The 22,726-nt window shown below is 37.7% G+C and carries 22 protein-coding genes; 13 read left to right on the top strand and 9 right to left on the bottom strand.

Features of this window, described 5'->3' with window-relative positions:
* Window positions 1–60: 60 nt before the first annotated feature.
* Window positions 61–933, top strand: a complete 873-nt coding sequence (locus Q0948_RS06760) for an AraC family transcriptional regulator (RefSeq protein ID WP_298350160.1) — start codon at window positions 61–63, stop codon at window positions 931–933.
* Here Q0948_RS06760 and mutY read toward each other — a convergent pair.
* On the bottom strand, window positions 925–1,974 hold the full coding sequence (mutY, locus tag Q0948_RS06765) for an A/G-specific adenine glycosylase (RefSeq protein WP_298350162.1): 1,050 nt from the start codon (window positions 1,972–1,974) through the stop codon (window positions 925–927). The genes Q0948_RS06760 and mutY overlap by 9 nt on opposite strands.
* A gap of 129 nt (window positions 1,975–2,103) precedes the next feature.
* Between mutY and Q0948_RS06770 the strand changes: the two genes are divergently transcribed.
* The 3 genes from Q0948_RS06770 (at window position 2,104) to Q0948_RS06780 (ending at window position 4,839) form a co-directional block, all read left to right on the top strand.
* Entirely contained in the window at window positions 2,104–2,394 is a 291-nt protein-coding gene (locus Q0948_RS06770) for an HU family DNA-binding protein (RefSeq protein ID WP_013750876.1), read from the top strand.
* A 328-nt stretch (window positions 2,395–2,722) separates the two neighbouring features.
* Window positions 2,723–4,273, top strand: a complete 1,551-nt coding sequence (locus tag Q0948_RS06775) for a ribonuclease E/G (RefSeq protein WP_298350164.1) — start codon at window positions 2,723–2,725, stop codon at window positions 4,271–4,273.
* An 86-nt stretch (window positions 4,274–4,359) separates the two neighbouring features.
* The gene (locus Q0948_RS06780; protein WP_298350166.1) at window positions 4,360–4,839 is read left to right on the top strand and encodes a regulatory protein RecX; all 480 of its coding nucleotides are present in this window, start codon (window positions 4,360–4,362) and stop codon (window positions 4,837–4,839) included.
* On the opposite strand, the gene Q0948_RS06785 is transcribed toward Q0948_RS06780, so the two are convergent.
* The 4 genes from Q0948_RS06785 to Q0948_RS06800 form a co-directional block, all read right to left on the bottom strand.
* Window positions 4,840–5,637: a hypothetical protein gene (locus tag Q0948_RS06785; protein WP_298350168.1), complete on the bottom strand. Its 798-nt coding sequence runs from the start codon at window positions 5,635–5,637 to the stop codon at window positions 4,840–4,842.
* A 172-nt stretch (window positions 5,638–5,809) separates the two neighbouring features.
* A complete protein-coding gene (locus tag Q0948_RS06790) occupies window positions 5,810–6,517 on the bottom strand; it encodes a hypothetical protein (RefSeq protein WP_298350170.1) in 708 nt (235 codons plus the stop codon).
* Window positions 6,518–7,202: 685 nt separating this feature from the next.
* A complete protein-coding gene (locus Q0948_RS06795; RefSeq protein WP_298350172.1) occupies window positions 7,203–7,694 on the bottom strand; it encodes a PAS domain-containing protein in 492 nt (163 codons plus the stop codon).
* A 68-nt stretch (window positions 7,695–7,762) separates the two neighbouring features.
* Window positions 7,763–10,021 (bottom strand): TonB-dependent receptor, encoded by a 2,259-nt coding sequence (locus Q0948_RS06800; protein WP_298350175.1) that lies wholly within the window; start codon window positions 10,019–10,021, stop codon window positions 7,763–7,765.
* A gap of 101 nt (window positions 10,022–10,122) precedes the next feature.
* Here Q0948_RS06800 and Q0948_RS06805 point away from each other — a divergent pair, with 101 nt between their 5' ends.
* The 7 genes from Q0948_RS06805 (at window position 10,123) to Q0948_RS06830 (ending at window position 15,432) form a co-directional block, all read left to right on the top strand.
* On the top strand, window positions 10,123–10,776 hold the full coding sequence (locus tag Q0948_RS06805; protein ID WP_298350177.1) for a metal-dependent transcriptional regulator: 654 nt from the start codon (window positions 10,123–10,125) through the stop codon (window positions 10,774–10,776).
* Window positions 10,777–10,791: 15 nt separating this feature from the next.
* The gene (locus Q0948_RS06810) at window positions 10,792–11,709 is read left to right on the top strand and encodes a zinc ABC transporter substrate-binding protein (RefSeq protein WP_298350179.1); all 918 of its coding nucleotides are present in this window, start codon (window positions 10,792–10,794) and stop codon (window positions 11,707–11,709) included.
* A gap of 4 nt (window positions 11,710–11,713) precedes the next feature.
* Window positions 11,714–12,454, top strand: coding sequence for a metal ABC transporter ATP-binding protein (locus Q0948_RS06815; protein ID WP_298350181.1), 741 nt, complete (start codon window positions 11,714–11,716; stop codon window positions 12,452–12,454).
* Window positions 12,455–12,494: 40 nt separating this feature from the next.
* A complete protein-coding gene (locus Q0948_RS14935) occupies window positions 12,495–12,650 on the top strand; it encodes a four helix bundle protein (RefSeq protein WP_363317794.1) in 156 nt (51 codons plus the stop codon).
* 27 nt (window positions 12,651–12,677) lie between these two features.
* Complete coding sequence (locus tag Q0948_RS06820) at window positions 12,678–13,790, top strand: metal ABC transporter permease (RefSeq protein WP_298350183.1); 1,113 nt, start codon at window positions 12,678–12,680, stop codon at window positions 13,788–13,790.
* Window positions 13,790–14,947 carry a metal ABC transporter permease gene (locus tag Q0948_RS06825; protein ID WP_298350186.1) on the top strand — a complete coding sequence of 386 codons (1,158 nt, stop codon included), beginning with the start codon at window positions 13,790–13,792 and terminating at the stop codon, window positions 14,945–14,947. The genes Q0948_RS06820 and Q0948_RS06825 overlap by 1 nt, the downstream gene beginning before the upstream one ends.
* Window positions 14,948–15,027: 80 nt before the next feature.
* The gene (locus Q0948_RS06830; protein WP_298350188.1) at window positions 15,028–15,432 is read left to right on the top strand and encodes a hypothetical protein; all 405 of its coding nucleotides are present in this window, start codon (window positions 15,028–15,030) and stop codon (window positions 15,430–15,432) included.
* Here the strand turns inward: Q0948_RS06830 and Q0948_RS06835 are convergent.
* The 4 genes from Q0948_RS06835 to Q0948_RS06850 form a co-directional block, all read right to left on the bottom strand.
* The gene (locus tag Q0948_RS06835; RefSeq protein ID WP_298491269.1) at window positions 15,429–15,569 is read right to left on the bottom strand and encodes a hypothetical protein; all 141 of its coding nucleotides are present in this window, start codon (window positions 15,567–15,569) and stop codon (window positions 15,429–15,431) included. The genes Q0948_RS06830 and Q0948_RS06835 overlap by 4 nt on opposite strands.
* 36 nt (window positions 15,570–15,605) lie before the next feature.
* Window positions 15,606–17,732: a ferrous iron transport protein B gene (gene feoB / locus Q0948_RS06840; protein ID WP_298350190.1), complete on the bottom strand. Its 2,127-nt coding sequence runs from the start codon at window positions 17,730–17,732 to the stop codon at window positions 15,606–15,608.
* 4 nt (window positions 17,733–17,736) lie between these two features.
* Window positions 17,737–17,967, bottom strand: a complete 231-nt coding sequence (locus tag Q0948_RS06845) for a FeoA domain-containing protein (RefSeq protein ID WP_035326774.1) — start codon at window positions 17,965–17,967, stop codon at window positions 17,737–17,739.
* A 73-nt stretch (window positions 17,968–18,040) separates the two neighbouring features.
* Complete coding sequence (locus Q0948_RS06850) at window positions 18,041–18,745, bottom strand: SCO family protein (protein WP_298350193.1); 705 nt, start codon at window positions 18,743–18,745, stop codon at window positions 18,041–18,043.
* A 144-nt stretch (window positions 18,746–18,889) separates the two neighbouring features.
* Here Q0948_RS06850 and rseP point away from each other — a divergent pair, with 144 nt between their 5' ends.
* Both rseP and Q0948_RS06860 read left to right on the top strand, forming a co-directional pair.
* A complete protein-coding gene (gene rseP, locus Q0948_RS06855) occupies window positions 18,890–20,197 on the top strand; it encodes an RIP metalloprotease RseP (RefSeq protein ID WP_298350195.1) in 1,308 nt (435 codons plus the stop codon).
* Between the two features lie 758 nt (window positions 20,198–20,955).
* Window positions 20,956–22,726 (top strand): Calx-beta domain-containing protein (locus Q0948_RS06860; protein ID WP_298350198.1); only part of this gene is annotated, 1,771 nt, incomplete at its 3' end.

The following is a 22,726-nucleotide window of genomic DNA, read 5'->3' on the forward strand; positions in this document are numbered from 1 at the left end:
AATCTCTAGTGATGTAAGGTTTTAAACCTATTTAATTTTGCCTCGTAAAGCAGTTCTACTATGATTTTGCAAAAACCTACTTTTGAGTCTATTTCTCCAGATTTTGGAACCTCGTTTGCCTACCAGAAGTTTGATGAGCGCACTACAAACGTTAATAATGTGTGGCATTATCATCCCGAGATAGAGCTCGTTTTTGTAAACGGGGGTACAGGGAGAAGGCAGGTTGGGAGTAACGTGTCTTATTATACCTGGGGAACACTTATAATAGTAGGGAGTAATTTACCTCACTGTGGTTTTACAAATGAGGATACAGGTAACAGCTGTGAGACCGTCATACATATGAAACCCGATTTTTTAGGAGCAGACTTCTTTAATATTCCAGAGATGGCAAATATTAAAAGACTACTACACGTAGCAAATCGTGGGATTGTGTTTTCTGGAGAGACAAAGGCGAGAGTAGGGGCGATGATGGAAGCAATGGAGCATCAAACAGATTTTGAACGTCTAGTATCACAACTCAACATCCTAAGTGATCTTGCTCAGACAGAAGAATATAGAATTCTCAATGCAGATGGCTTCTCGTTACTCTCAGATGTAAAAGATAACGACCGCATTAATCTCGTATTTAATTATGTGAAGACTAATTTTAAGGAAGAAATCCCACTAGAAGATATGGCAGATCTTACTAACCTTACCATCCCGAGTTTTTGCCGTTTCTTTAAAAAGATTACAAATAAAACCTTTACCCAGTTTGTAAATGAGTATCGCCTCGTACACGCGTCAAAATTACTAGCAGAGCAACCCCTTAGTATTACAGAGGTATGTTTTGCAAGCGGGTTTAATAATTTCTCTCACTTTAATAAAAAATTTAAGGCCTTTGTGGGGCAAAATCCTTCAGAGTATAGAAAAGAGCTTAGAACCGTACTAGAGTAACTTCTCTATAAAATTTCCTATCAGCACTGGTACAGGCAGCTCGGTGATTCTATTTATAGGTGTGGCATTATCAGTAATTTCATCTACCGTTACTATCCAGAATGTGGTGTGTAGATGCTGGTGTGACAGTTTATGCACAATAGGTGTGTCATTATATCTATCAATATCATTTATAACCAGACCTTGTAATAAGGAGTGGTTTTTTACGCTTTCGCGAAAGCGGTCTTCTTCCCCCTCTTGCAGCGCCGCAAGTTCTTCTATAACCGGAAACTCATACAGTCCCTGCCAGATGCCCTTGCCCGTGCGTTGCTTTATGATAGTTTGCTCTTGCTTATCTTTAATATATAGGTAGTGGAAATATTTGTGCTTCACCTTAGTCTTCTTAAGCTTCACAGGAAGCTCAGATACTTTATTTTGTTGTAGCGCCACACAACTGTCATTATATATACAGTGCAAGCAGTAAGGGTTTTGAGGTTTACATTGTATCGCCCCAAACTCCATTATAGCCTGGTTAAAATCTGCAGGGCGGTCTTCATTAATAAGTTCTTGTGCCAGTGCTTTAAACTCTTTTACTCCGGCAGTACTATTTATAGGAGTGTCTATGCCGTATACTCTAGATAGCACTCTATACACATTGCCATCTACTACGGCAGTAGGCTCATTAAAGCATATGCTTGCAATGGCACTGGCCGTATAATCTCCTACACCTTTAAGTTTTTTAATCTCCTCATAGGTGCTAGGAAAAACGCCATCCATCTCTTCTACAATCATTTTTGCACTTGCGTGCAGGTTGCGACCACGAGAATAGTAGCCTAGACCTTGCCATAATTTAAGTACTTCTTCTTCTGTGGCTTGAGCAAGATCTTGTACTGTGGGAAAGGCTTCTGTAAAGGCGATATAATACGGTAATCCTTGCGCTACGCGCGTTTGCTGAAGAATAATTTCTGAGAGCCAGATGTGGTAAGGATGGGTGGTATTGCGCCACGGCATATCGCGCTTGTGTTCTAAATACCAGGCAATGAGTTTGTTAGAAAAAGACAATGTAAAATAGGGTTTTATACAAAGCTAGATGTTATGTGTCTATTTTTTAAAAGATTATGTTTGATTCTTTGATATTTTAATTCCTATATTTGCAGTCTTGAATTTTAACCCCCTAATATATTTGACATTATGACTAAAGCTGATATCGTAGCGAAAGTTTCTGAGAAACTTGGTATCGAAAAGAACGACGTACAAGCGACTATTGAATCTTTTATGGAGGAAGTAAAAACTTCATTAGAAGGAGGAGATAACGTGTACTTAAGAGGATTCGGTAGCTTTATAATCAAAACTAGAGCCGAGAAGACTGGTAGAAATATTTCAAAAAATACAACTATCAAGATTCCAGCACATAATATTCCAGCGTTCAAGCCTGCTAAAGTATTTGTAGAAGGTGTAAAAACGAACGTTAGTGTAGACTAATAAGTAATATTTTAAACTATCATTTTTATGCCAAGCGGTAAAAAAAGAAAAAGACACAAGGTAGCGACTCACAAACGTAAGAAAAGACGTAGAGCAAATCGCCACAAGAAGAAAAAGTAGTCTTAAGACTACTTTTTCTTTTATTACACCCTAAGGGTGCAATAACGCGTTCTTTGACATCGCAATAACAGCACTATCTTCTACCTAAGATACGTCATTATTGCAACGGTATTTATTACACACAGTATGTAAACACATACACTATACACCTGTGATAAATTAAAAGTATCAACCATCCCGATTTATATTGGGATAAAATTACTACAACGTGAATAAAGAATTGATCATAAGATCTAGTTCCTCCGTAGTTGATTTTGCCTTACTAAAAGATGGAAAACTTATAGAACTTCATAAAGATGAAGATGAAAATAAGTTTAACGTAGGTGATATTTATATCGCAAACGTGAGAAAGGCCGTATCTGGTCTCAACGCTGCATTTGTAAATGTAGGCTATGAGAAAGATGCATTTTTGCATTACCACGATCTCGGACCTAAGCTACCTACCTTACAGAAGTACATCAAAAGTATAAGCACAGGTAAATTAAAAGACTATTCCTTACAAAACTTCACCTTTGAAAAAGACATAGATAAAAATGGCAAAATAGCCGATGTTCTAAAGTCTAAACAAAGTGTACTTGTACAGATTGCAAAAGAACCTATCTCGACTAAGGGACCTCGCATAAGTAGCGAGTTGTCTATAGCTGGCCGTTATATTGTTCTCGTACCATTTTCAGACCGCATCTCTATCTCACAAAAGATTGAGAGCAAAGAAGAAAAGGCACGTCTTAAAAGACTAGTAACAAGTATCAGACCTAAAGGGTTTGGCGTGATTGTGCGCACTGTTGCACAAGGTGTAAAAGTTGCAGAACTAGATAAGGACCTGCAAAATCTAGTGGACAAATGGACCACTATGAGCAAAAAAATTAAAGGTGCTCACCACCCTAGTAAAGTTCTAGGAGAGATGAACCGTGCATCGTCTATCCTGCGGGATATTTTTAACGATAGCTTTACGAGCATCACTGTTGATGATGAAACACTTTATTATCAAATTAAAGAATACCTAAGCGAGATCGCTCCTCACAAAGAGAGCATTGTAAAATTATACAATAGCCAGGTGCCTATTTTTGAGAAATTTGGAATCGAGAGACAAATTAAAACGTCTTTTGGACAAACAGTATCAATGAGCCGTGGCGCTTATCTTGTGATTGAGCATACAGAAGCCCTACACGTCGTAGACGTAAACAGTGGTAACAGATCTAATAAAGCCAAGAGTCAAGAAGATACAGCACTCGAGGTAAATATGATTGCTGCTACAGAAGTAGCAAGACAGCTTAGCCTCCGTGATATGGGAGGAATTATCGTAATAGACTTTATCGATATGGGTAAAGCCGAAAATCGTCGCAAACTCTTTAACCACCTCAGAGATGAGATGAAAGAAGATCGCGCAAAGCACAAAATATTACCTCCTAGTAAATTTGGACTTATCCAGATCACTAGGCAGCGAGTACGTCCAGAGATGAACATTAAGACCCGTGAAGATAATCCTAACGGGGGATCTAATGAGATAGAAGCACCTATTGTAATAGTAGAGAAGCTTCAAGGACAACTCAACCGTATTTTAAAATCTGGTGCAAAAAAGGTAACGCTACACGCGCACCCCTTTGTTGCAGCCTATTTAACAAAAGGCTTTCCTTCTATACGTTCTAAATGGTTTTTAGAACATAAAAAGTGGGTAAAGGTAATGCCACGAGATGCATACACGTATCTCGAGTATAACTTTACAGACGCTTCTGGCAAGGATATCAAGATTGTAAACTAGTAAAAACCCCATTCTCAATAGAGGATGGGGTTTTTTTATGCCTTGTTGTAAAAATGATATCGCGGTAAAACAAGTACATTTGCCCAGTGCAACAACCCGTAAAAACATATACTGTAGAAGAGGCAAAACGCAAGCTAGAAGCCTACTGCGCCTATCAAGACCGCTGTCATAAAGAAGTAGCACAAAAGCTTAGAGATATGCGTATGATACCAGAAGCTATAGATGTAGTGATAGGTCACCTACTTGAGCACAACTTTTTAAATGAGGAGCGATTTGCAAAAGCCTTTGCAAGGGGTAAATTTCGTCATAAAAGCTGGGGGAGGGTACGTATCACTCGTGAGTTAAAACAACGCGGCATAAGCGCTTATAATCTCAAAACAGCCCTACTTGAGATAGAAGAAGCGGAGTATGATAGGGTTTTTAATACGCTTTCGCGAAAGCGTTATGAACAACTCTCCTCAGAAACCGATAAATACCGCAAGCGTAAAAAACTCGCAGACTATCTCTCCTACAGAGGTTGGGAAGGTGATCTAGTATATGAAAAGGTGAAGGAGCTGGTGCCTTAATTAATAAACTTCTACGCCAAAAGATGCTCTTACGTAAGAACCATTTGCTTGTGACTGCAACCAGATTTTATCTTTGAGCCTGGCAAGCGTTACAAACGCATTTATAGATGAGTCGTTGCCAGCTGTAAATCCATAGGCAGCATCATTATTTTCTCCTAGCCATTCTAAGCCTATAAACAGTCCTTCGCTAGGCATCTCTATGTATTGATCTTGAATATCTATACTAAGTGTGCCTTTTTTTCTACGTACGGGATAGATAATTGATTTTGACAATAACTCTTTGTTGGGCTTTTTAGTTATGGGGTCAACGCTATAAATGTGGGCTCTTACTAAAAGGCTATCTTTTTTCTTTGATCGTATCTTGTAGTTAAGCGATTTAAGGGTATGTGCAGCGCCTGTTTTATTAGGTATGTGTTGTGCTAGAATAATATTTTCACCATAGGTTGTGATATAACGAGTTTTCTTAAGATTTGTATACCCTAAGGTTTGCACTTTTTTATTCTGTACTATAACCTCTGTTAGGTTTGTGTTCTTTTCTTTTAGAAAGATAGTATCATTATATACTTCTTTTTTTAAGGTTTTTGTGTAGTAGCCTAGATGGGTTATTGTAATGGCTTCTTCCTTATATCCTTGTTTTAAAATCACGGCTCCAGTTACATCGCTTGCAAGACCTTCATTGTTATTGCCTGTAAAAATATGAGCAAATGCAATAGGCTTATTTGATAAACTGTCAACTATTATAAGTTTTCGTTCTTGGCATTGAGCGTGACAACAAATAAGCAATGTAAGTAGGAACAAATAAAATTCCCAAATAATAAAAACATTCCTATAGTTTATATAGGAATGTTTTAGATTTTTATTGACTTTATATTTACCGCTCACAATAAGAGTTTCTTAATTTCTTTATTAGGATTTTTAAAATAAGCCCCAACTATAATCTCTCTATACGGATTTGCGATTTATAAAAATATTACCAATTAATAGTTGTATTTAACTGATTCGTATCACCATTAACTTTGTGAAATATTGAACCACTCAAATTAACTCGCCATTCATAATGACTTATTGGGGTAGAACTAACAAAATTATAATTACCTATCCAAAAGGATTTGGTTCCTTTTAATGGTGAAGAACAATAATTTTTATCATTAATTGAAAAAGATTTAACTGAGGTTATATTTCCTCCATATTTGTATTTAATGTACCAACTTCCAGATAAATTGAGGTCATATAACCTTTCAGTTGTCGTATTGTTATATTTCCAACCAGATCCCGTCTTTTGACTCATTCTCAATTTAAAAATTAGATCTGACTGAGTAAAAAACGGACCAGATACTTTTCGTACCACTAAGTAGTGTACGAGTCTGTACTTTAGGCTTTTGTTGTATGGTGTGCCGCAGCGAGTACGATATTTTTGTCTATTATATTCGCGCCATCCTTGTTTGTATTCCCCTCCATTAGCATTAATTGAAACCCTATTAGATGTGATTTTATCTGTTAAGCCATCTTCGTTATCTGTTGAAAGAGGGGATTGCTCGACTTTTGCAAATATTTTATTAGATTGGTTTAAACCATTTAGATTCCTTTCATAAAAGACACCTTCACTGTAATTAATAATTCTATCTCCTATTTGAAATTCTCTTTTTTCATTTAATAGGAATAGGAATGATAGAGGCAAATCTTCTTGCTCTTTTAGAGTAATGTTCTTGTCAGAGTAAAGGGAATTATAGTTTTGTTGTCTACTCCAATCTTCAAATTCAGAGATTTCATTAAAAGAATTAAATAAATTTAGCGTATTTTTAAAAGTCTCATTGCTTTCGAAATATATAATTTCTCCAAGACTATTTTAATTTTCAATTGATAATTCTTCTTTCGAGCACGAAAAACTCAGGCTCAATACTAGAAGAACAATGGTATATATTAAAGGCTTTTTCATTTTTGATTGATTATAAATTATTTAGTTTGTGGTTTTAACATTAATATGTGTTTTGTTTTTTTTGCATTTCATCTGCGGGTGGTCAGCCCATAATTAACCTTATAATTTTAGAAAGTAATTTTGAGCAATGTAGAAAATTCTTACGTGATTATTTTACGGATTTCCTTTATTTCAGAGTTCTGTCAAAACAAATTAGTTGTTTTGATTTTATAGAAAGAGCTGTTTTGTAGTGGTATACAGTTTTTTTTGTCAAAAAGTTAATATTTTGTTAAAAGAGATTTAAGGAGTTTAGGAGTAGTTTCTAACGCTTTCGCGAAAGCGCAAAAATATCCACCTGCAATTTGCGTGGAGTGCAAGTAGTTTAAGAAAAGTGTGCTATACTAATGAGTCAAAAAAGGGAGGACTCAATATTTAAAAGAAAAAAATACTAGGCTACTCTAGCAGGTTTCTCTAGTGCCATAAAATGAGTGATTTCACTTTTTGAGTTGTGTAGCGGTATAATTTTTATATCACACAGGTACGGTGTGCCGTCTTTTTTATAATTGAGAAGTTGTCGCTCTACTACGGCCCCTTTACTAAGGTGTATTTTAATTTCTTCACGTACTTGCGGAGAAGTTTTTGCTCCTTGTAAAAAACGAGGGTGCTTCCCTATGGCATAACTCTTAGGGTAACCTGTCATATCGCTAAAGCCTGCATTTACCCATTGTATGTGCTGTGTGTGATCTGTAACAACTATGGTGGTGTAGTCTTGGTCTGTGATAGAAGCTACGTCAATTGTCCACTTATGTTTTTTCTTGAAAATCGCAAGTTGCTCTCGTTCGGCTTTTTTTCTCGCTTTTATGCTATTTTGAGCAAGACCTTCAGAAAAAATATCCCAAGACTGTAATGGGGCAATGGCACGTATAGTTTTCTTCTTCATCTTCTCAATTTTTGAGAAAAGTACACAAGTTTATATCCATAGGTGTTAAATTAGTGAGGATTAACACTTTAGTTTAAGGTGTAGCGTATCCCAAAGAAGCCGCGTATTCCTTGGTTAGGAGCAAATATATAGTTGGGGTCAAAGGTGAGTGCATTTGGGTTATCTGCCGTAGGCACTACTTGCCCTTGATTATCAAAGACTACATTTTCGTCAAAAGGATCGTCTGCTCTGGCGATGATAAAAGGGTTATTGCGGTTAGGAGTGTAGTTCAACAAGTTTTTGACGCCGCCATAGAGTTCTAGATTTGTAATGCCGTCATAGGTGAGCTGTATGTTTTGTGTGCTCCAGGTGGGGCTGTATTCTTCTCTAGGGTCTAGTTCTCCCAGTATGGGTAATCGCATAGGGCCGTATAGGCTGCCTGTATAATCTATATTGAGATTAAGGTTTTCTATTTTATAACTTAGTGACCAGTTTGCGCTATAACTCTCGGTAAGAATTTGACGCTCACGCACGCCGTCTTCGGTTTGTGATACATCTTGATATGTAACTCCTAGACTTCCTTTTATACCGTTTGTAAGTGTGGCGTCTAGATTAATACTAGCACCGTAAGTTTGTGAGTAGCCATTAAGGTTGCTGTATATAATCTGGTTTGGGTTTGTGTCATAATCTGGGAGTATTTGATTTGTAAAATGTGTAAACCAAGTAGAAGCATCTAATGTTAAGATAGCATTTCGATTATAAATTTTCTTTAAGTAGTTGAGATTTACATTATACGATTGCTCTGGGTCTAGCTCTTCTGTGATAATGACATCTCTTGCACCTGTAAGCGCGGCGTGATCTTCGGCAAAGAGGCTTACTATTCTAAAACCTGTACCAGCATTGATTCTTAAAATATTGTCTTCATTAAATTTATGTCTGTATGCTAGGCGCGGGGTAAATATGCTGCCGTGTCGTGAGTCATAATCATAACGAGCACCCAGTAAAAGAGTGTTTTTATCTGTAAACTTAATCTCATCTTGTATTAAAAATGAAGGAATCACCACCTCTTCTTCGGCATTTGCTCCTGCATTAAAGGTTGCTGTGGTATTGTCATCATAATAGTTATAACGTACACCACCTGCGAGCAGTAGGTCGTGTCTGTTTATTTTTTTATTCCAAGTGAGTTGGGTAAAGCCTATACGCTGCTGTGCAATGTAGGCTTCATTACCATACACGCTATTTTGATCGTGGTCTGTGTATGAAAAGCGTAGTAAAAAATCTTCGGTAGTGGGTAGTTGGTAATTTCCTAAAATTTCAAAACGACGCGTGTAAATGCTCTCTCCATATATTTCATCGCCTCCGCGAAAAGCGGGTGTCCACTGTAGTTCTCCACCCCATCTGTCTTCATAAAAAAACCGCCCAGCGAGATCAAAGACTTTATCATTCTTGCGGTCAAAACTCCATTTATTAAACACCGAAATACGGTCTTGCAGCGTTACATCTGTAAAGTTGTCGTTGTTGTTATCTATGGGATTGCTGTAGTTGTAATAGTTTACACCCACTAGACTGTTTGCTTTTCCAGCCTTAAAAGAAACGCCTATGTCTAAGTTGTTTTCTCCCCAACTTGTAAGTTGGTTTTCTATAAAAAAGCGTGGTGCTTGCTCGGGTATTTTTGTAATCACATTTATTAATCCTCCTACTGCCTCGCTTCCATAGAGCGATGAGGCTGGTCCTTTTACCACCTCTACTCGTTCTATAAGCGAAGTAGGAATCCCAGAAAGGCCATATACAGTAGAAAGGCCACTTACAATAGGCATCCCGTCTATGAGTACAAGCGTGTATGGACCTTCAAGACCATTAATATGTATGTCGCCTGTATTACACACACTACAGTTGAGTTGCGGGCGCACGCCATTCACATTTTGCAACGCCTCAAAAACCGAGGGTACAGGATTCTTTTTTAAAAATGCTTGAGAGTATACTTCTACCGGCACGGGACTTTCTTTACGCACCACAGGTTTAAGGGTTCCAGAAATTACGACTTCCTCGAGAGATGTGTTTTGTTTAAGAATGAAATTTGCGGTTATAGTACCACCGTTTACAGTGACGTTTTTCTTTATAGATTCATAACCTGTAAAAGAGGCAATAAGGGTATGAGTTCCGTCTGGTATATTTAAAATCTCAAAGCTACCGTCATTATTTGAAGATGCACCTAGGGTTGTATTTGCGAGGTATACGTTTACAAAGGGTAATGGGCCCTTAGGGTCAGAAACTTCACCTTTAATGGTGGTTTGAGCAGTGGTAAATTGAGTAGCAAAAAGCAATAGACATAAAAGTACTCTATGCATAGTTTTTCTTTTTTCTGCAAAGCTATAAAAAAAGTTAGTCTTATCTAAAAAATTATTGTTGCGATTGTAAAAATCTGTATCTTTGGTGACATCAATAAGTTATGTATAGCAAGTCAGAAGAAAATTATTTAAAAGCAATCTATCATCTTGAGGCGATTGCAAAGCACGGGGTGAGCACTAATGCCATAGCAGGAGAGATGGAGACTAAGCCATCTTCAGTCACAGATATGGTAAAGAAGCTTGCAGACAAGCAACTAGTGAATTATGTAAAGTATAAGGGCACCACACTTACAGAAAAAGGAAAAAAAGCGGCGCTAGGTGTCGTGCGAAAACATCGTATTTGGGAAGTTTTTCTTTTAGAAACGCTCGATTTTCAATGGGACGAGGTGCACGATATAGCAGAGCAACTGGAGCACATAAAATCACAAGAGCTCATAAACAGGCTCGATAAGTTTTTAGATTATCCAGATTACGATCCGCACGGTGATCCTATTCCAGATAAAAACGGAAATATCAAAAGTGCCGAAAAGAAACTACTCGCCGAACTTAAGAAAGGAAACCAAGGTCAGCTAGTAGGTGTACGTGAGACAAGTCCAGATTTTCTTCAGTTTTTAGACAAGCGTAGCATAGCGATAGGTTCAAAAATCAAAGTACTTGGTAAAGAGTTTTTTGATGGATCAATGGTCATTCAGGTGCAGGGAGAGCAGTTTTTTATCTCAAAAAAAATAGCCGAAAATCTTTACATCCACATTTAATTTAAAGCAGCATTAATGAAGCAGAGTTTTTATATCGCAATTGTATTTTTCGCTTTAAGCGTGATAAGTTGTAAAGAAAATAAAGAGGATAATGGTAGGTTAAACGTTGTTACCACTACCTCTATGATTACAGACCTCGTAAAAAACATAGGTGGTGAGCACATCAACTTGCAGGGGCTTATGGGTGCCGGAGTAGATCCACACTTATATAAAGCAAGTGCTGGCGATGTGACAAAATTATCTCGTGCAGATGTTATTTTTTATAACGGCCTACACCTAGAAGGTAAACTGGTGGAGGTGTTTGAAAAGATGAACGCCACCCAAGTGACCCAAGTGGCTCTAGGAGAAGCTCTAGATAAAAGTACGCTCATAGGGTCAGACTATTTTGCGTCTAACTATGATCCTCACGTCTGGTTTAATATCAATTACTTTAAGCAGTTTGTAGCAGAGGTGACAAGTACGCTTTCGCGAAAGGACCCTCAGAACGCACAATACTATCAAACAAATGCTAAAGGATACCTCGCAAAACTAGAAACCCTAGAAGCCGAAATAAAGGCCAAAGTAGCAACCCTTGCCCCCGAAAAAAGGATACTCGTTACCGCACACGATGCCTTTAATTATTTTGGGAAGAGTTATGGTTTTGAGGTAGTAGGCTTGCAGGGTCTATCTACAGCAACAGAGGCTGGTGTTCAAGACGTGCAGCGTTTATCAAAATTTATAATAGAGAACAAGGTAAAAGCCATCTTTGTAGAGAGCTCTGTGCCTAGACGCACGATAGAGGCATTGCAAGCCGCAGTTCAGTCTAAAGGAAACGAAGTAACCATAGGGGGATCTTTATATAGCGATGCGCTGGGTAATGCTGGTACAGAAGAGGGAACCTACATAGGGATGTTTACATATAATGTGACTACAATCGTAGAAGCCTTAAAATAAAACAATGTCAGATTCAAAAATAGCCATACGCGTAGATGATCTCACCGTTGCTTATAACTTTAAACCAGTGCTGTGGGATATTGATCTTGAGGTGCCTGAAGGCGTGCTTATGGCAATAGTAGGTCCTAATGGTGCTGGTAAGTCTACTCTTATAAAATCCATTTTGGGTATTATAGACCCCATAGCTGGGAGTGTTTCCATTTATGGAAAACCATACGATAAGCAGCGCAAGCTAGTGGCCTACGTACCTCAAAAGGGGAGTGTAGACTGGGATTTTCCTACTACGGCGCTAGATGTAGTGATGATGGGAACGTATGGGAAGCTAGGGTGGATAAAGCGACCAGGAGCAAAGCAAAAAAAAGCAGCGCTAGAAGCACTTGAAAAAGTAGGGATGCTACCTTTTAAAAGTAGACAGATAAGCCAACTGTCTGGCGGGCAGCAGCAACGTGTCTTTCTTGCCAGAGCACTTGTGCAAAATGCTGCTATTTATTTTATGGATGAACCTTTTCAAGGGGTAGATGCTACGACAGAGATTGCCATTATCAATATCTTAAAGGAACTTCGTAAAGCAGGTAAAACCGTAGTGGTTGTACATCACGATTTACAAACGGTCCCAGAGTATTTTGACTGGGTAACATTCTTAAATGTAAAGAAGATTGCTACCGGTCCAGTAAAGGATATTTTTAATGATGATAATCTCACCAAAACCTATGGGATTAATTATAAGGTAGCTGTAAATCAGTAGTTGGTAGTTTTTAGAGCTTAGCTTTTAGAATATTTAGATAATGAGTAAAGAAGTTGTATTTAATTTTGAGAAACTAAAAGTGTATCAAAAATCACTAGACTTTGTTGACTTTGTCTATGAAATAATTCAGAAGTTTCCAGTTGATGAGAGATTTGCTTTAAGCTCTCAATTCATTAAGTCTAAATCCCAAAGCTAAAGGTTAAGAACTAATAGCTATTAATTTATGGAACTCTCAGATTACTTCTCGCAATTATTTTCAGATTATACTCTAAGGACTATTACCTTGGGTACAGCTATTCTTGGAGCAATCTGTGGGATGTTAGGGAGTTTTGCGGTATTGAGAAAACAGAGCCTTCTAGGTGATGCTATATCACACGCAGCCCTACCAGGTATTGCAATAGCTTTTTTAATCACCGGTACAAAGGATAGTAATATCTTATTGCTTGGAGCACTCGTAAGTGGTTTGATAGGTACTTTCTGGATACGAGGTATGATTACAAAAACGCACCTCAAGAGTGATACAGCACTTGGTCTTGTGTTATCATTATTTTTTGGTTTTGGAATGTTATTGCTCACATTTATACAGAAACAACCTAATGCAAATCAAGCAGGACTTGATAAATACTTATTTGGTCAAGCCGCAACCCTCGTAGAGAGCGACGTAATGTTGATGGCGATTGTAACTGGAATTTGTCTGGTGATTATGTTACTCTTCTGGAAAGAGTTTAAAATTCTTCTCTTTGATGCAGATTATACAAAGACATTGGGTTTTAATACTAGATTTATAGATGTGCTTATCACTTTTTTTATTGTTCTGGCTATTGTTTTAGGATTGCAAACGGTAGGTGTTGTACTTATGAGTGCTATGCTTCTTGCTCCTGCCGCAGCTGCAAGACAGTGGACAAATAAGCTAAGTGTAATGATCGTGCTTGCGGCGATTTTTGGTGCCTTTTCTGGTGTATTTGGGACAGCTATAAGTGCGAGTCAAAATAACTTATCTACAGGGCCAGTTATTGTGCTGGTAGCTGGTGTGTTTGTGGTGGTTTCATTTGTGTTTTCTCCTGGTCGCGGAATTTTGTTTAAACAGCTGCGCAAGTATCAGAATAGACGAGATCTCAAATTACAAAAGACCTTGCAATTTATGTTTGATATCGCAAAAACACACGAGAATATATCACACCCACACGCAATAAAGATTCTTAATAATTTTCAAGGGTATACCCGTGCTTCTCTTAAAGAGATGGAAGAAAAAGAATGGGTGAAAGTACGAGGTCAGAAATGGGCAATGACAGAAAAAGGCTATGACGCCGCAGTAAACCTTTATAAGAATAACTAATGGATGCTCAGGTAGAAATACAACTTATTGCCGCAGTAGTCGCTATAGCGTGTGCTATACCAGGAGTTTTTCTTGTATTGCGTAAGATGGCGCTCATAAGTGACGCCATAAGTCACTCTATCTTGCCGGGTATTGTGATAGGCTTCTTTATAACAGAAGATCTTAACTCTCCGCTTTTAATACTTCTTGCGGCCCTTATGGGAGTGATTACAGTAGTACTTGTGGAGGCAATACAGAAAACGGGACTTGTAAAAGAAGACACGGCAATAGGCTTAGTCTTCCCAGCCTTATTTAGCATAGGTGTTATTCTCATTGCAAAAAATGCAAACGATGTGCATCTAGATGTAGATGCCGTCTTGCTAGGTGAGCTCGCTTTTGCTCCTTTTGACAGACTCATTGTGTCTGGTACAGATATCGGTCCAAAATCTTTATGGGTTATGGGTACAATTTTGTTAATAACCATAGGTATGCTATTTGCCTTCTTCAAGGAGCTTAAGGTAAGCACCTTTGATGCAGGACTATCAGCAGCATTAGGATTCTCACCTGTCGTTCTGCATTATGGATTAATGACAGTTTCCTCTGTTACTGTGGTGGGCGCTTTTGAAGCAGTAGGTGCAGTGCTAGTCGTAGCGCTTATGATTGCCCCTGCGGCCACTGCATATTTGCTCACTTCAGATTTAAAAAAGATGCTGGTGTTATCTGTTATCTTTGGAGTCTTTTCGGCAATAGCGGGGTATTGGGTGGCTCATTTTCTTGATGCCTCTATCGCTGGATCTATGACAACCGTCTTAGGTTTAGTCTTTCTAATGGTCTATCTATTTGCGCCAAATAAAGGTCTCATTGCAGTGATGTATCGCCAGAAACAACAGCGCACGGAGGTGTCACTTCTTACATTTTTATTACACTTAAACAACCACGAAGAAGAGAGTGAGCGCCACGTAAAACATCTTAATGAGCATATAAACTGGCAAAAGGTACGCTCTAAAACAGTACTTGACCTTGCCGAAAGAAACAACCTCGTACACATTGATAAGAACATTGTCTCTCTTACTATAAAAGGAAAAGAGTTTACAGACCTCGCTCTAGAATATATCATCACAAATAAGGATGAAAAAATAGAGCATATGAAGGATGACTTCTTCCTCTTTAGAGGCTAATTAATAGTTATTTTGCAACGTGGCATTAGTTTTGGAGTATTTAAGTAACTAATCATAAGATTTAAAAAGAACTGTTGTTTATGAAAACATACCTTACACTCATTTGTTTGCTTTTATTTTCCGCTTTCGCGAAAGCGCAAGACACCACAAAAGTAGAAGTCCCAAAAATATATGTAAAAGCTTATCAAGGGGCTGCTACGTCTATAGATTATACATCATTAAGACTTGTGCAAGTGTTGCAAGATAGTAGATGTCCAAAAGGAGCCGACTGTATCTGGGCAGGAAATGCAAAAGTTGAGGTAGAAATTACAAATGAAAAAGGTGATAAAATCACTAAGCAAGTCACACTTAATGGAAAGCAATTACCTGCTATCTACACAGAAGACGGTCTTGAAATTTTTATAAGAGGCTTAGCACCTTACCCTACAATAAATTCAAAAATAAAGTCTAGCGACTATTATTTACAGCTAGAGGTAAGAAACTAGCAACCGCAACTGCTGTTACCACAGCCGTTGTCGTCCTTCTTTTTTAAAAAAGAAGGAGTGTATATGAATTTTGTTATTAAGTAACCTACAGCTGCAAGAAAGATGAGCAGCACCATAATTTTTTGAAAAATTTCCATAGCTTTTAGTAGTTCTTAACGGTTAATCCTTACAGTTTATTTAAGCACTTGGTAGGCAACTAGTGCAGCTACGTAGGCTATTACAGTCATAGCACCTAGTTGTATCATAGGCCACTTCCAGGTGTTAGTTTCCCTTTTTACAATAGCAAGTGTACTCATACATTGCATTGCAAAGGCATAAAATAATAAAAGCGATATACCACTTGCAAAGTTAAATCTAGGCGTACCTAGTACTGGGTTGATCTCGCCTGCCATTCTGTTTTTTATTGTTTCTTCTTCGGCGTCACCTACGCTATAAATAGTTGCTAGCGTACCTACAAAGACCTCACGAGCAGCAAAAGAAGTGATAAGGGCAATCCCTATTTTCCAGTCATAACCTAATGGTTCTACTATAGGCTCAATGGCTTTACCCATATAACCTATATAGCTGTGTTCTAGCTTTTGGCTCGCAACGAGTTTATCTATTTCTGCTTGATAAGCCTGCGCATCTGTAAATGCATTGATACCTCCTTGTGCTTCTAGGTTTGTAGTTACAATATCTTCTGCCTGATTAAACTTTTCATTAGGCCCAAAAGAAGCGAGTACCCAAAGCACAATACTTATGGCGAGTATGATTTTACCAGCATCTACTACAAAAGATTTTGTCTTTTCAAGTACATTAATCCCCACGTTTTTAAGAAGAGGGAGTTTGTAGTTAGGCATTTCTACCACAAAGAAAGACTTACTCTTTATTTTAAGAATCTTATTGAGGATCCACGCAGAGCCTATAGCAGCACCAAAGCCTATGAGGTACATAAGCATAAGTGTGAGCGCCTGCAGATTAAAAAATAAGAACTTCTCATCTGGAATTACCAGTGATATAATAATGAGATATACAGGTAACCGTGCAGAGCAGGTGGTAAATGGTGTTACTAGTATGGTGATTAATCGTTCTTTCCAGCTTTCTATATTACGAGTAGCCATTACAGCTGGTATGGCACAGGCAGTACCAGATATAAGCGGCACTACAGACTTCCCACTTAGTCCAAAACGGCGCATCACCCTATCCATCAAGAAGACTACACGACTCATATAGCCACTCTCTTCTAGCACAGAAATGAATAAAAATAAAAAGGCAATTTGTGGTATAAAAATCACAATACCACCTAGTCCCGCAATAATACCTTCTGCAAGTAAGTCTGTAAGCTTTCCTTCTGGTAGCGTAGCTTGGACCCACTCGCTCATATGTGCAAATGCAGCGTCTATAGCATCCATTGGGTATTGTGACCAGTCATATATCACTTGGAAAATAAGTAATAGTATCGCAAAGAAAATCACATAACCCCATACCTTGTGTGTGAGTATGCGATCAAGACGTGCTCTTAGATCTTTTGCATTTTCTACGTCTATAGTTTGCGTCTCGTTGAGCGTTTCATTTATAAACTTATAGCGTATGATGGTTTCCTTTTGCTGTAGTCTTTTAAGATTACTCTCAGATTCGGTCTTAAAAGATGAGATACTTTTCATCTCTCCCCGTTCTAGCTTACCAAAGTTTACATCTTGAGTAATTACTAGCCATAATTTATATAAATCTTGATTAGGAAACGCAGTGCGTAATCTATCAAAATATTCTGGAGCAATGACAGATGCATTAACACAAGGTTCTGTGTTAAGCGTGCGATACTCAGATATAAGCTCTTTGAGTTCTGTTATTCCTGTATTCTTTCTTGAGCTTATAAGAGCGATACGTGTTTTAAGACGCTTCTCCATCTCTGGTATATCTAGAGAGATGGCTTTGCGCTCCATACGGTCTGCCATATTTATGGCGAGTATGGTGGGTATACCTAGATCTTTAATTTGCGTAAAGAGAAGCAGGTTGCGCTTTAGGTTTTCTACGTCAGACACTACAACGGCTACATCTGGGTAGTCTTTATCATTTTTATTAAGTAGTAACTCTATTACAACATTCTCATCTAGTGAAGAAGCATTAAGACTATAAGTACCTGGTAGGTCTAATATATGTGCTTTTACACCACGAGGGAGTTTACATACACCTTCCTTTTTTTCTACCGTAATACCGGGATAGTTACCTACCTGCTGGTTAAGGCCTGTAAGGTGATTAAATACTGAGGTCTTCCCTGTGTTCGGGTTACCGATGAGTGCAACGTTGAGCTGTTTTGCCATAGGGTTATGCTGGCGTTTCTATTAGAATGTGTAATGCAGTCTCACGACGTATCGCCATATGACAACCATTTACATCTATGTACATAGGGTCTGCAAAGGGCGCAAGTTGTAATAAACGCACTTCGTTACCTGGTAGACAGCCCATTTCTAGTAGTTTAAGAGGTACCTCGTCTGTCATTACATCTGTAATGATTGCGCGTTCTCCTTTTAGTAAGTGGGCTACTGTTTTTTTCAATGTTTATTTAGATTGAATTTAGATAACAAAAGTAATGCATTTTACGCTTTCGCGAAAGCGTACGCATTCCAAACTAAAAAATCTTTTGATACCAAGCTTTACGTGGCTCGTACTCTTGTTTTAGAATCTCGATGTCTTCTAGCAATTGATCTATGGCTTCACGATCTGTACCGTCATAGTATCCTCTTATTTGACTTTTTTTGTCAATGAGCATAAAGTTTTCGGTATGTACCATATCTAGGTCATCTTCTGTACCTGGTATATCTTTTACCGCGAGATAACTCTTTCGCGCAAGCGTAAAGATTTCTTCTTTTGAGCCGGTCACAAGATTCCATCTACTATCATCTACTCCTTTCTTTATGGCGTATGCTTTTAAAATTTCTGGCGTGTCATACTCAGGGATAACGGAGTGCGAGAGAAGTTTTACGAGTGTGTCACCTTTGAGCTCTTCTTGTATGTCTACCATATGGTCTGTCATAATAGGACATATAGTCTGGCAGGTGGTAAAGAAAAAATCTGCCACATAGATGTGATCCTCGTAGTCTTTTTGAGTTACTAGATTGCCGTTTTGATTAGTAAGAGCAAAGTCACTTATTTTGTGGTATTTCTTGACATACTGAAGGGTGCTGTCTACGAGTTCTTTACTCACCATATCTGGCTGATATATGGGTAGTGTGGGAGTTACTTTAAGTTGGCTATATATTAAGGTAAGTATAATTACAGATAGCACAAAAAGTGTAATGAGTAGTATTTTATAGCGATTAAAAATCTGTCGCATAGCTTTATTTTTTTACAAAGTTACAATGCACGTGGCATTTACTTTAAGTATGGCTTGAAAAATGCTATCATACAGCTCTAGAACTTTACTATGCGCATCGAAAAGCCTATTTTTGTGCGTTTTAAAAATTGACTTTTATCCTTTATGGAGACATTTATACAGATTGCCCAGTTTACGCTTGCTATTTCTATACTCGTTGTTTTACACGAGTTTGGTCACTTTGCTCCTGCCAGATGGTTTGGAATTAAGGTGGAGAAGTTTTTCCTGTTTTTTGATGTGAAGTTTGCACTTTTTAAAAAGAAAATAGGTGATACTGTTTATGGTATAGGATGGCTACCTCTAGGTGGTTATGTCAAGATTGCTGGTATGATAGATGAATCTATGGATAAGGAGCAGATGGCAAAAGATCCAGAACCGTGGGAGTTTAGATCTAAGCCAGCCTGGCAACGTCTTATTGTAATGATAGGTGGTGTGACGGTAAACGTACTGCTTGCGTGGTTTATCTATAGTGCTATGCTTGTGTATTATGGTGATGAGTATGTGCCTGCAGACCGATTAAAATATGGTATTGCAGTAGGTGAGATAGGTGAGGAGATAGGCCTTCGTAATGGAGACCAGGTTATAAAAATAGATGATAAGACGGTCACACGTTTTGATGATGTCCAGATAGATATTTTACTAGGTGACAATGTAACTGTTGTACGTGATGGAAATGAGATGACATTTGCCATACCAGATGAGGCAAAAAAATCTGTGCTTGACGCAGAGGAGCGTTTTATAAGACCAAGATTTAGTAATATAATAGGTGTTGTTGCAAAGGACTCAATAGGGTATGTAAATGGAGTGCTTGCAGGAGACCGTATTATGAATATAAATGGTACACCTATAAATGAGTGGTCAGAGTTTCAGTCTGTCTTTGATGCCGCAAAGGGTGGTGAGGTTGTGATGCAACTAGATAGAGATGGCGAGCAGATTGAGAAAAGATTTATGGTAGCTCAAGATAGAGCGCTAGGTGTAGCAGCAAATGTAAATGAACTTCTGGTTAAAGATGAGTATAGCGTTGCTGCCGCAATACCAGCAGGTCTCACAAAAACTTGGGATGTACTTACAAAGCAAGTAAGACAATTTAAACTCATATTTAATAGAAAAGTACAGGGGTATAAAAAAGTAAAAGGTCCTATAGGTATTGTTGAGATGATGGCGCCACAATGGGACTGGTATAAATTCTGGGGCTTTACGGCAATGTTTTCTGTATGGCTAGCTTTTGTAAATATTCTTCCTATCCCAGCTCTAGATGGTGGACACGTTATGTTTTTACTTTATGAGATGATTTCTGGTAAAGCACCTTCAGAAAAAACTTTAGAAAGAGGACAGATAATAGGTTTTGTTATTGTAATGGGTCTTATGGTTATCATCTTTGGTAACGATATCTGGAATTTAATAAAGGGATAACCTTTCCGCTTACGCGAAATATTACATTTGTTTTTTCTATAGTGTCAACTCGTTCTATAGGCCTTCAATATAGTTTTTGATTTTTCGACTTCTTAAAAGCTGCATATAGCGGGTTTCTTTATTTTCTTAAGTCACACTATCATATTATTTAATTTGCTCTTAAATCTTCTAAAAAGAGCTCTGGTGTGTTTTCTTTAATCATCTGTTGAATTTGGAAATTATTGATGAAAAATTTTTACGATTATTTTGTAAGAATATATGTGTTAATAAATTTTACTTAGACTGTTGAAATATCATCTTGATATGTTAAAAAACGGAAAAATTTTCTAAATACTTGCTAATGAGTTACTTGTAAAATATTGATTTAAGTTCATTTATTTTAAAATTCTAAAAAAGTAATTTTTTTCAAAATTGCTGTGAATGCCTTTGTTTACGTATCTTTCGGGCTGTTAAGAATTTTTTTTGACCTTTTTTAAAATGTTAAACTTTGTTAAATAAGATTATAGGGCTTTGTTGCGTAATTTCCTTTTAACAAAAATTTTTCCTGTGTAGAACGTCGATGTAATTTTTCGGTTTGTCGGATAATCTGCTAGTTATTTGATAAGTAGAATTCATTGTTTCTCTGTCATATACATTTGTTTTGGTTTTTAAATTACACCCTCTTAATTGATAATCAAACCCGAAAGCTTGTCTTTCATTTTTAATAGTTTATGAAAAAAGTTACTCTTAATCAAGTTTCAAAAAGTTTAAAATACTTTGTGATTCCTGTTTGTGTCTTTCTGTTTGGTCAAAATATACAAGCACAATCTACACCTAGATCGTGTGATGATGACCCTATTGTTTTAGATAGTGCAAATTTTGTCGGTGCAAATATGACAGTAGAATCTGAATCTGGAGATCCTAATGCGGTTGAAGTCAATGATGTATTCAGATTTAATGACGTCGCTCCAGGGATTGATTGTTTAATATCTGTAGATGCATTCATAAATGGTGCTGGAATAAGTAGCATAGATAATCTTGATGCTTCAACAACGCTTGTTGGCGGTTTTGATCGAGCATTTCAACCAGTGATTGATGGAGATCCAGGTGTTAATGGTCAAGAGGTTGTGTTTACATTAAATTTTGTTCTTGCAGATACAAATATTAGCCAAACAGTGTCAATATACTTGACAGCACTGGATTTAGACAGTAATCAGCCAGGTGATAGGGAGAGGGTAAAACTAGAACTTCCAGATGCATACTTCACAAACGGTGTAAATTCTGAATTGATAATCACTGAAACTGCAACCCAGATTATAGGTGAGTCTAATGGTTCTGGAATTGTAAACGGTATAAATGTAGACGATTCATATTCGTTTACAGGTTACTATAATTCATTTTCATCTATTGAGTATACTATAAGTAAAGATGGTTATAATGGAGGTTTAGGTTTTGAAGATAGACAGTTTTCTTTATTATTTGAAGATGTAGTTTATTCTCCAGAAGAGGCTGTTCTTCTTACTGATCCAATAATTTGTGGTCAGGTTTTCGTTGATAACGTTCCGAGGCAGGGTGTGACAATTAATCTTACCGGTGATTCAACACAAACTACGGTTACTGATTCAAATGGCCAATACAGTTTCACGGTACCTGGTAATGGAAATTTTACAATTACCGAGGTTGACCCAACAGGTATTACTTCTACTAGTGATGTAGATGGTGCTAATGATAATGTTATTAATACATCAATCACTGGTCTAGAATCTTCTCAGGAAAATGATTTTTTTGATACAATTACTGTTTCTATTGGAGATGTAACAGTTACAGAAGGGAATAATGGAACTACGGTAGTAGCCAACTTTCCAGTAACTTTAAGTGCTCCGGCAGACATTGACACAGTTGTTACAGTTGTTGTTTCTGAAGGTTCTGGTACTCTAGGAGATAATGACTATGTAGCACCAACAGTATTAACCGTAACGATTCCTGCTGGTCAAACAAGTGGGGTATTTCCTGTTACCGTTAATGGAGACGATAAAGTCGAAAATAATGAGCAATTTTCGGTTAGTATAGCTAGTGTATCTAGCGGAACAATCAATTCAGCGGCAAATACTGGAGTGGGAACTATTACCAATGACGATGATGCTGGTGTAGTTTCAGTATCAACGGAAGAAGAATTAGAAGGAACTTCATTAGTACACGATGTAGTTGTTACAGAGAGCGCAGATGCTGAAGTATATCCATTTGTTATTTCAAATGACAGTACTGAGGATGAGGATTACACGCTACCAACGGATGCAGAATTTACTAACGGTGTTGTATTAAATGGTGATGGTACCATTACAGTTCCTGCTGGAGTTACTGACTTTACAGTAACAGTACCAACAACTGAAGATGCAATTGATGAGGAAGCTGAAGTTTATGATCTTACTGTTGGTGGAGTAGCTGCTACAGGAACGATTACAGATAACGATGATGCTGGTGTAGTTTCAGTATCAACGGAAGAAGAATTAGAAGGGACTTCATTAGTACACGATGTAGTTGTTACAGAGA

The organism is uncultured Dokdonia sp. (assembly GCF_947496725.1).
GTDB lineage: Bacteria > Bacteroidota > Bacteroidia > Flavobacteriales > Flavobacteriaceae > Dokdonia.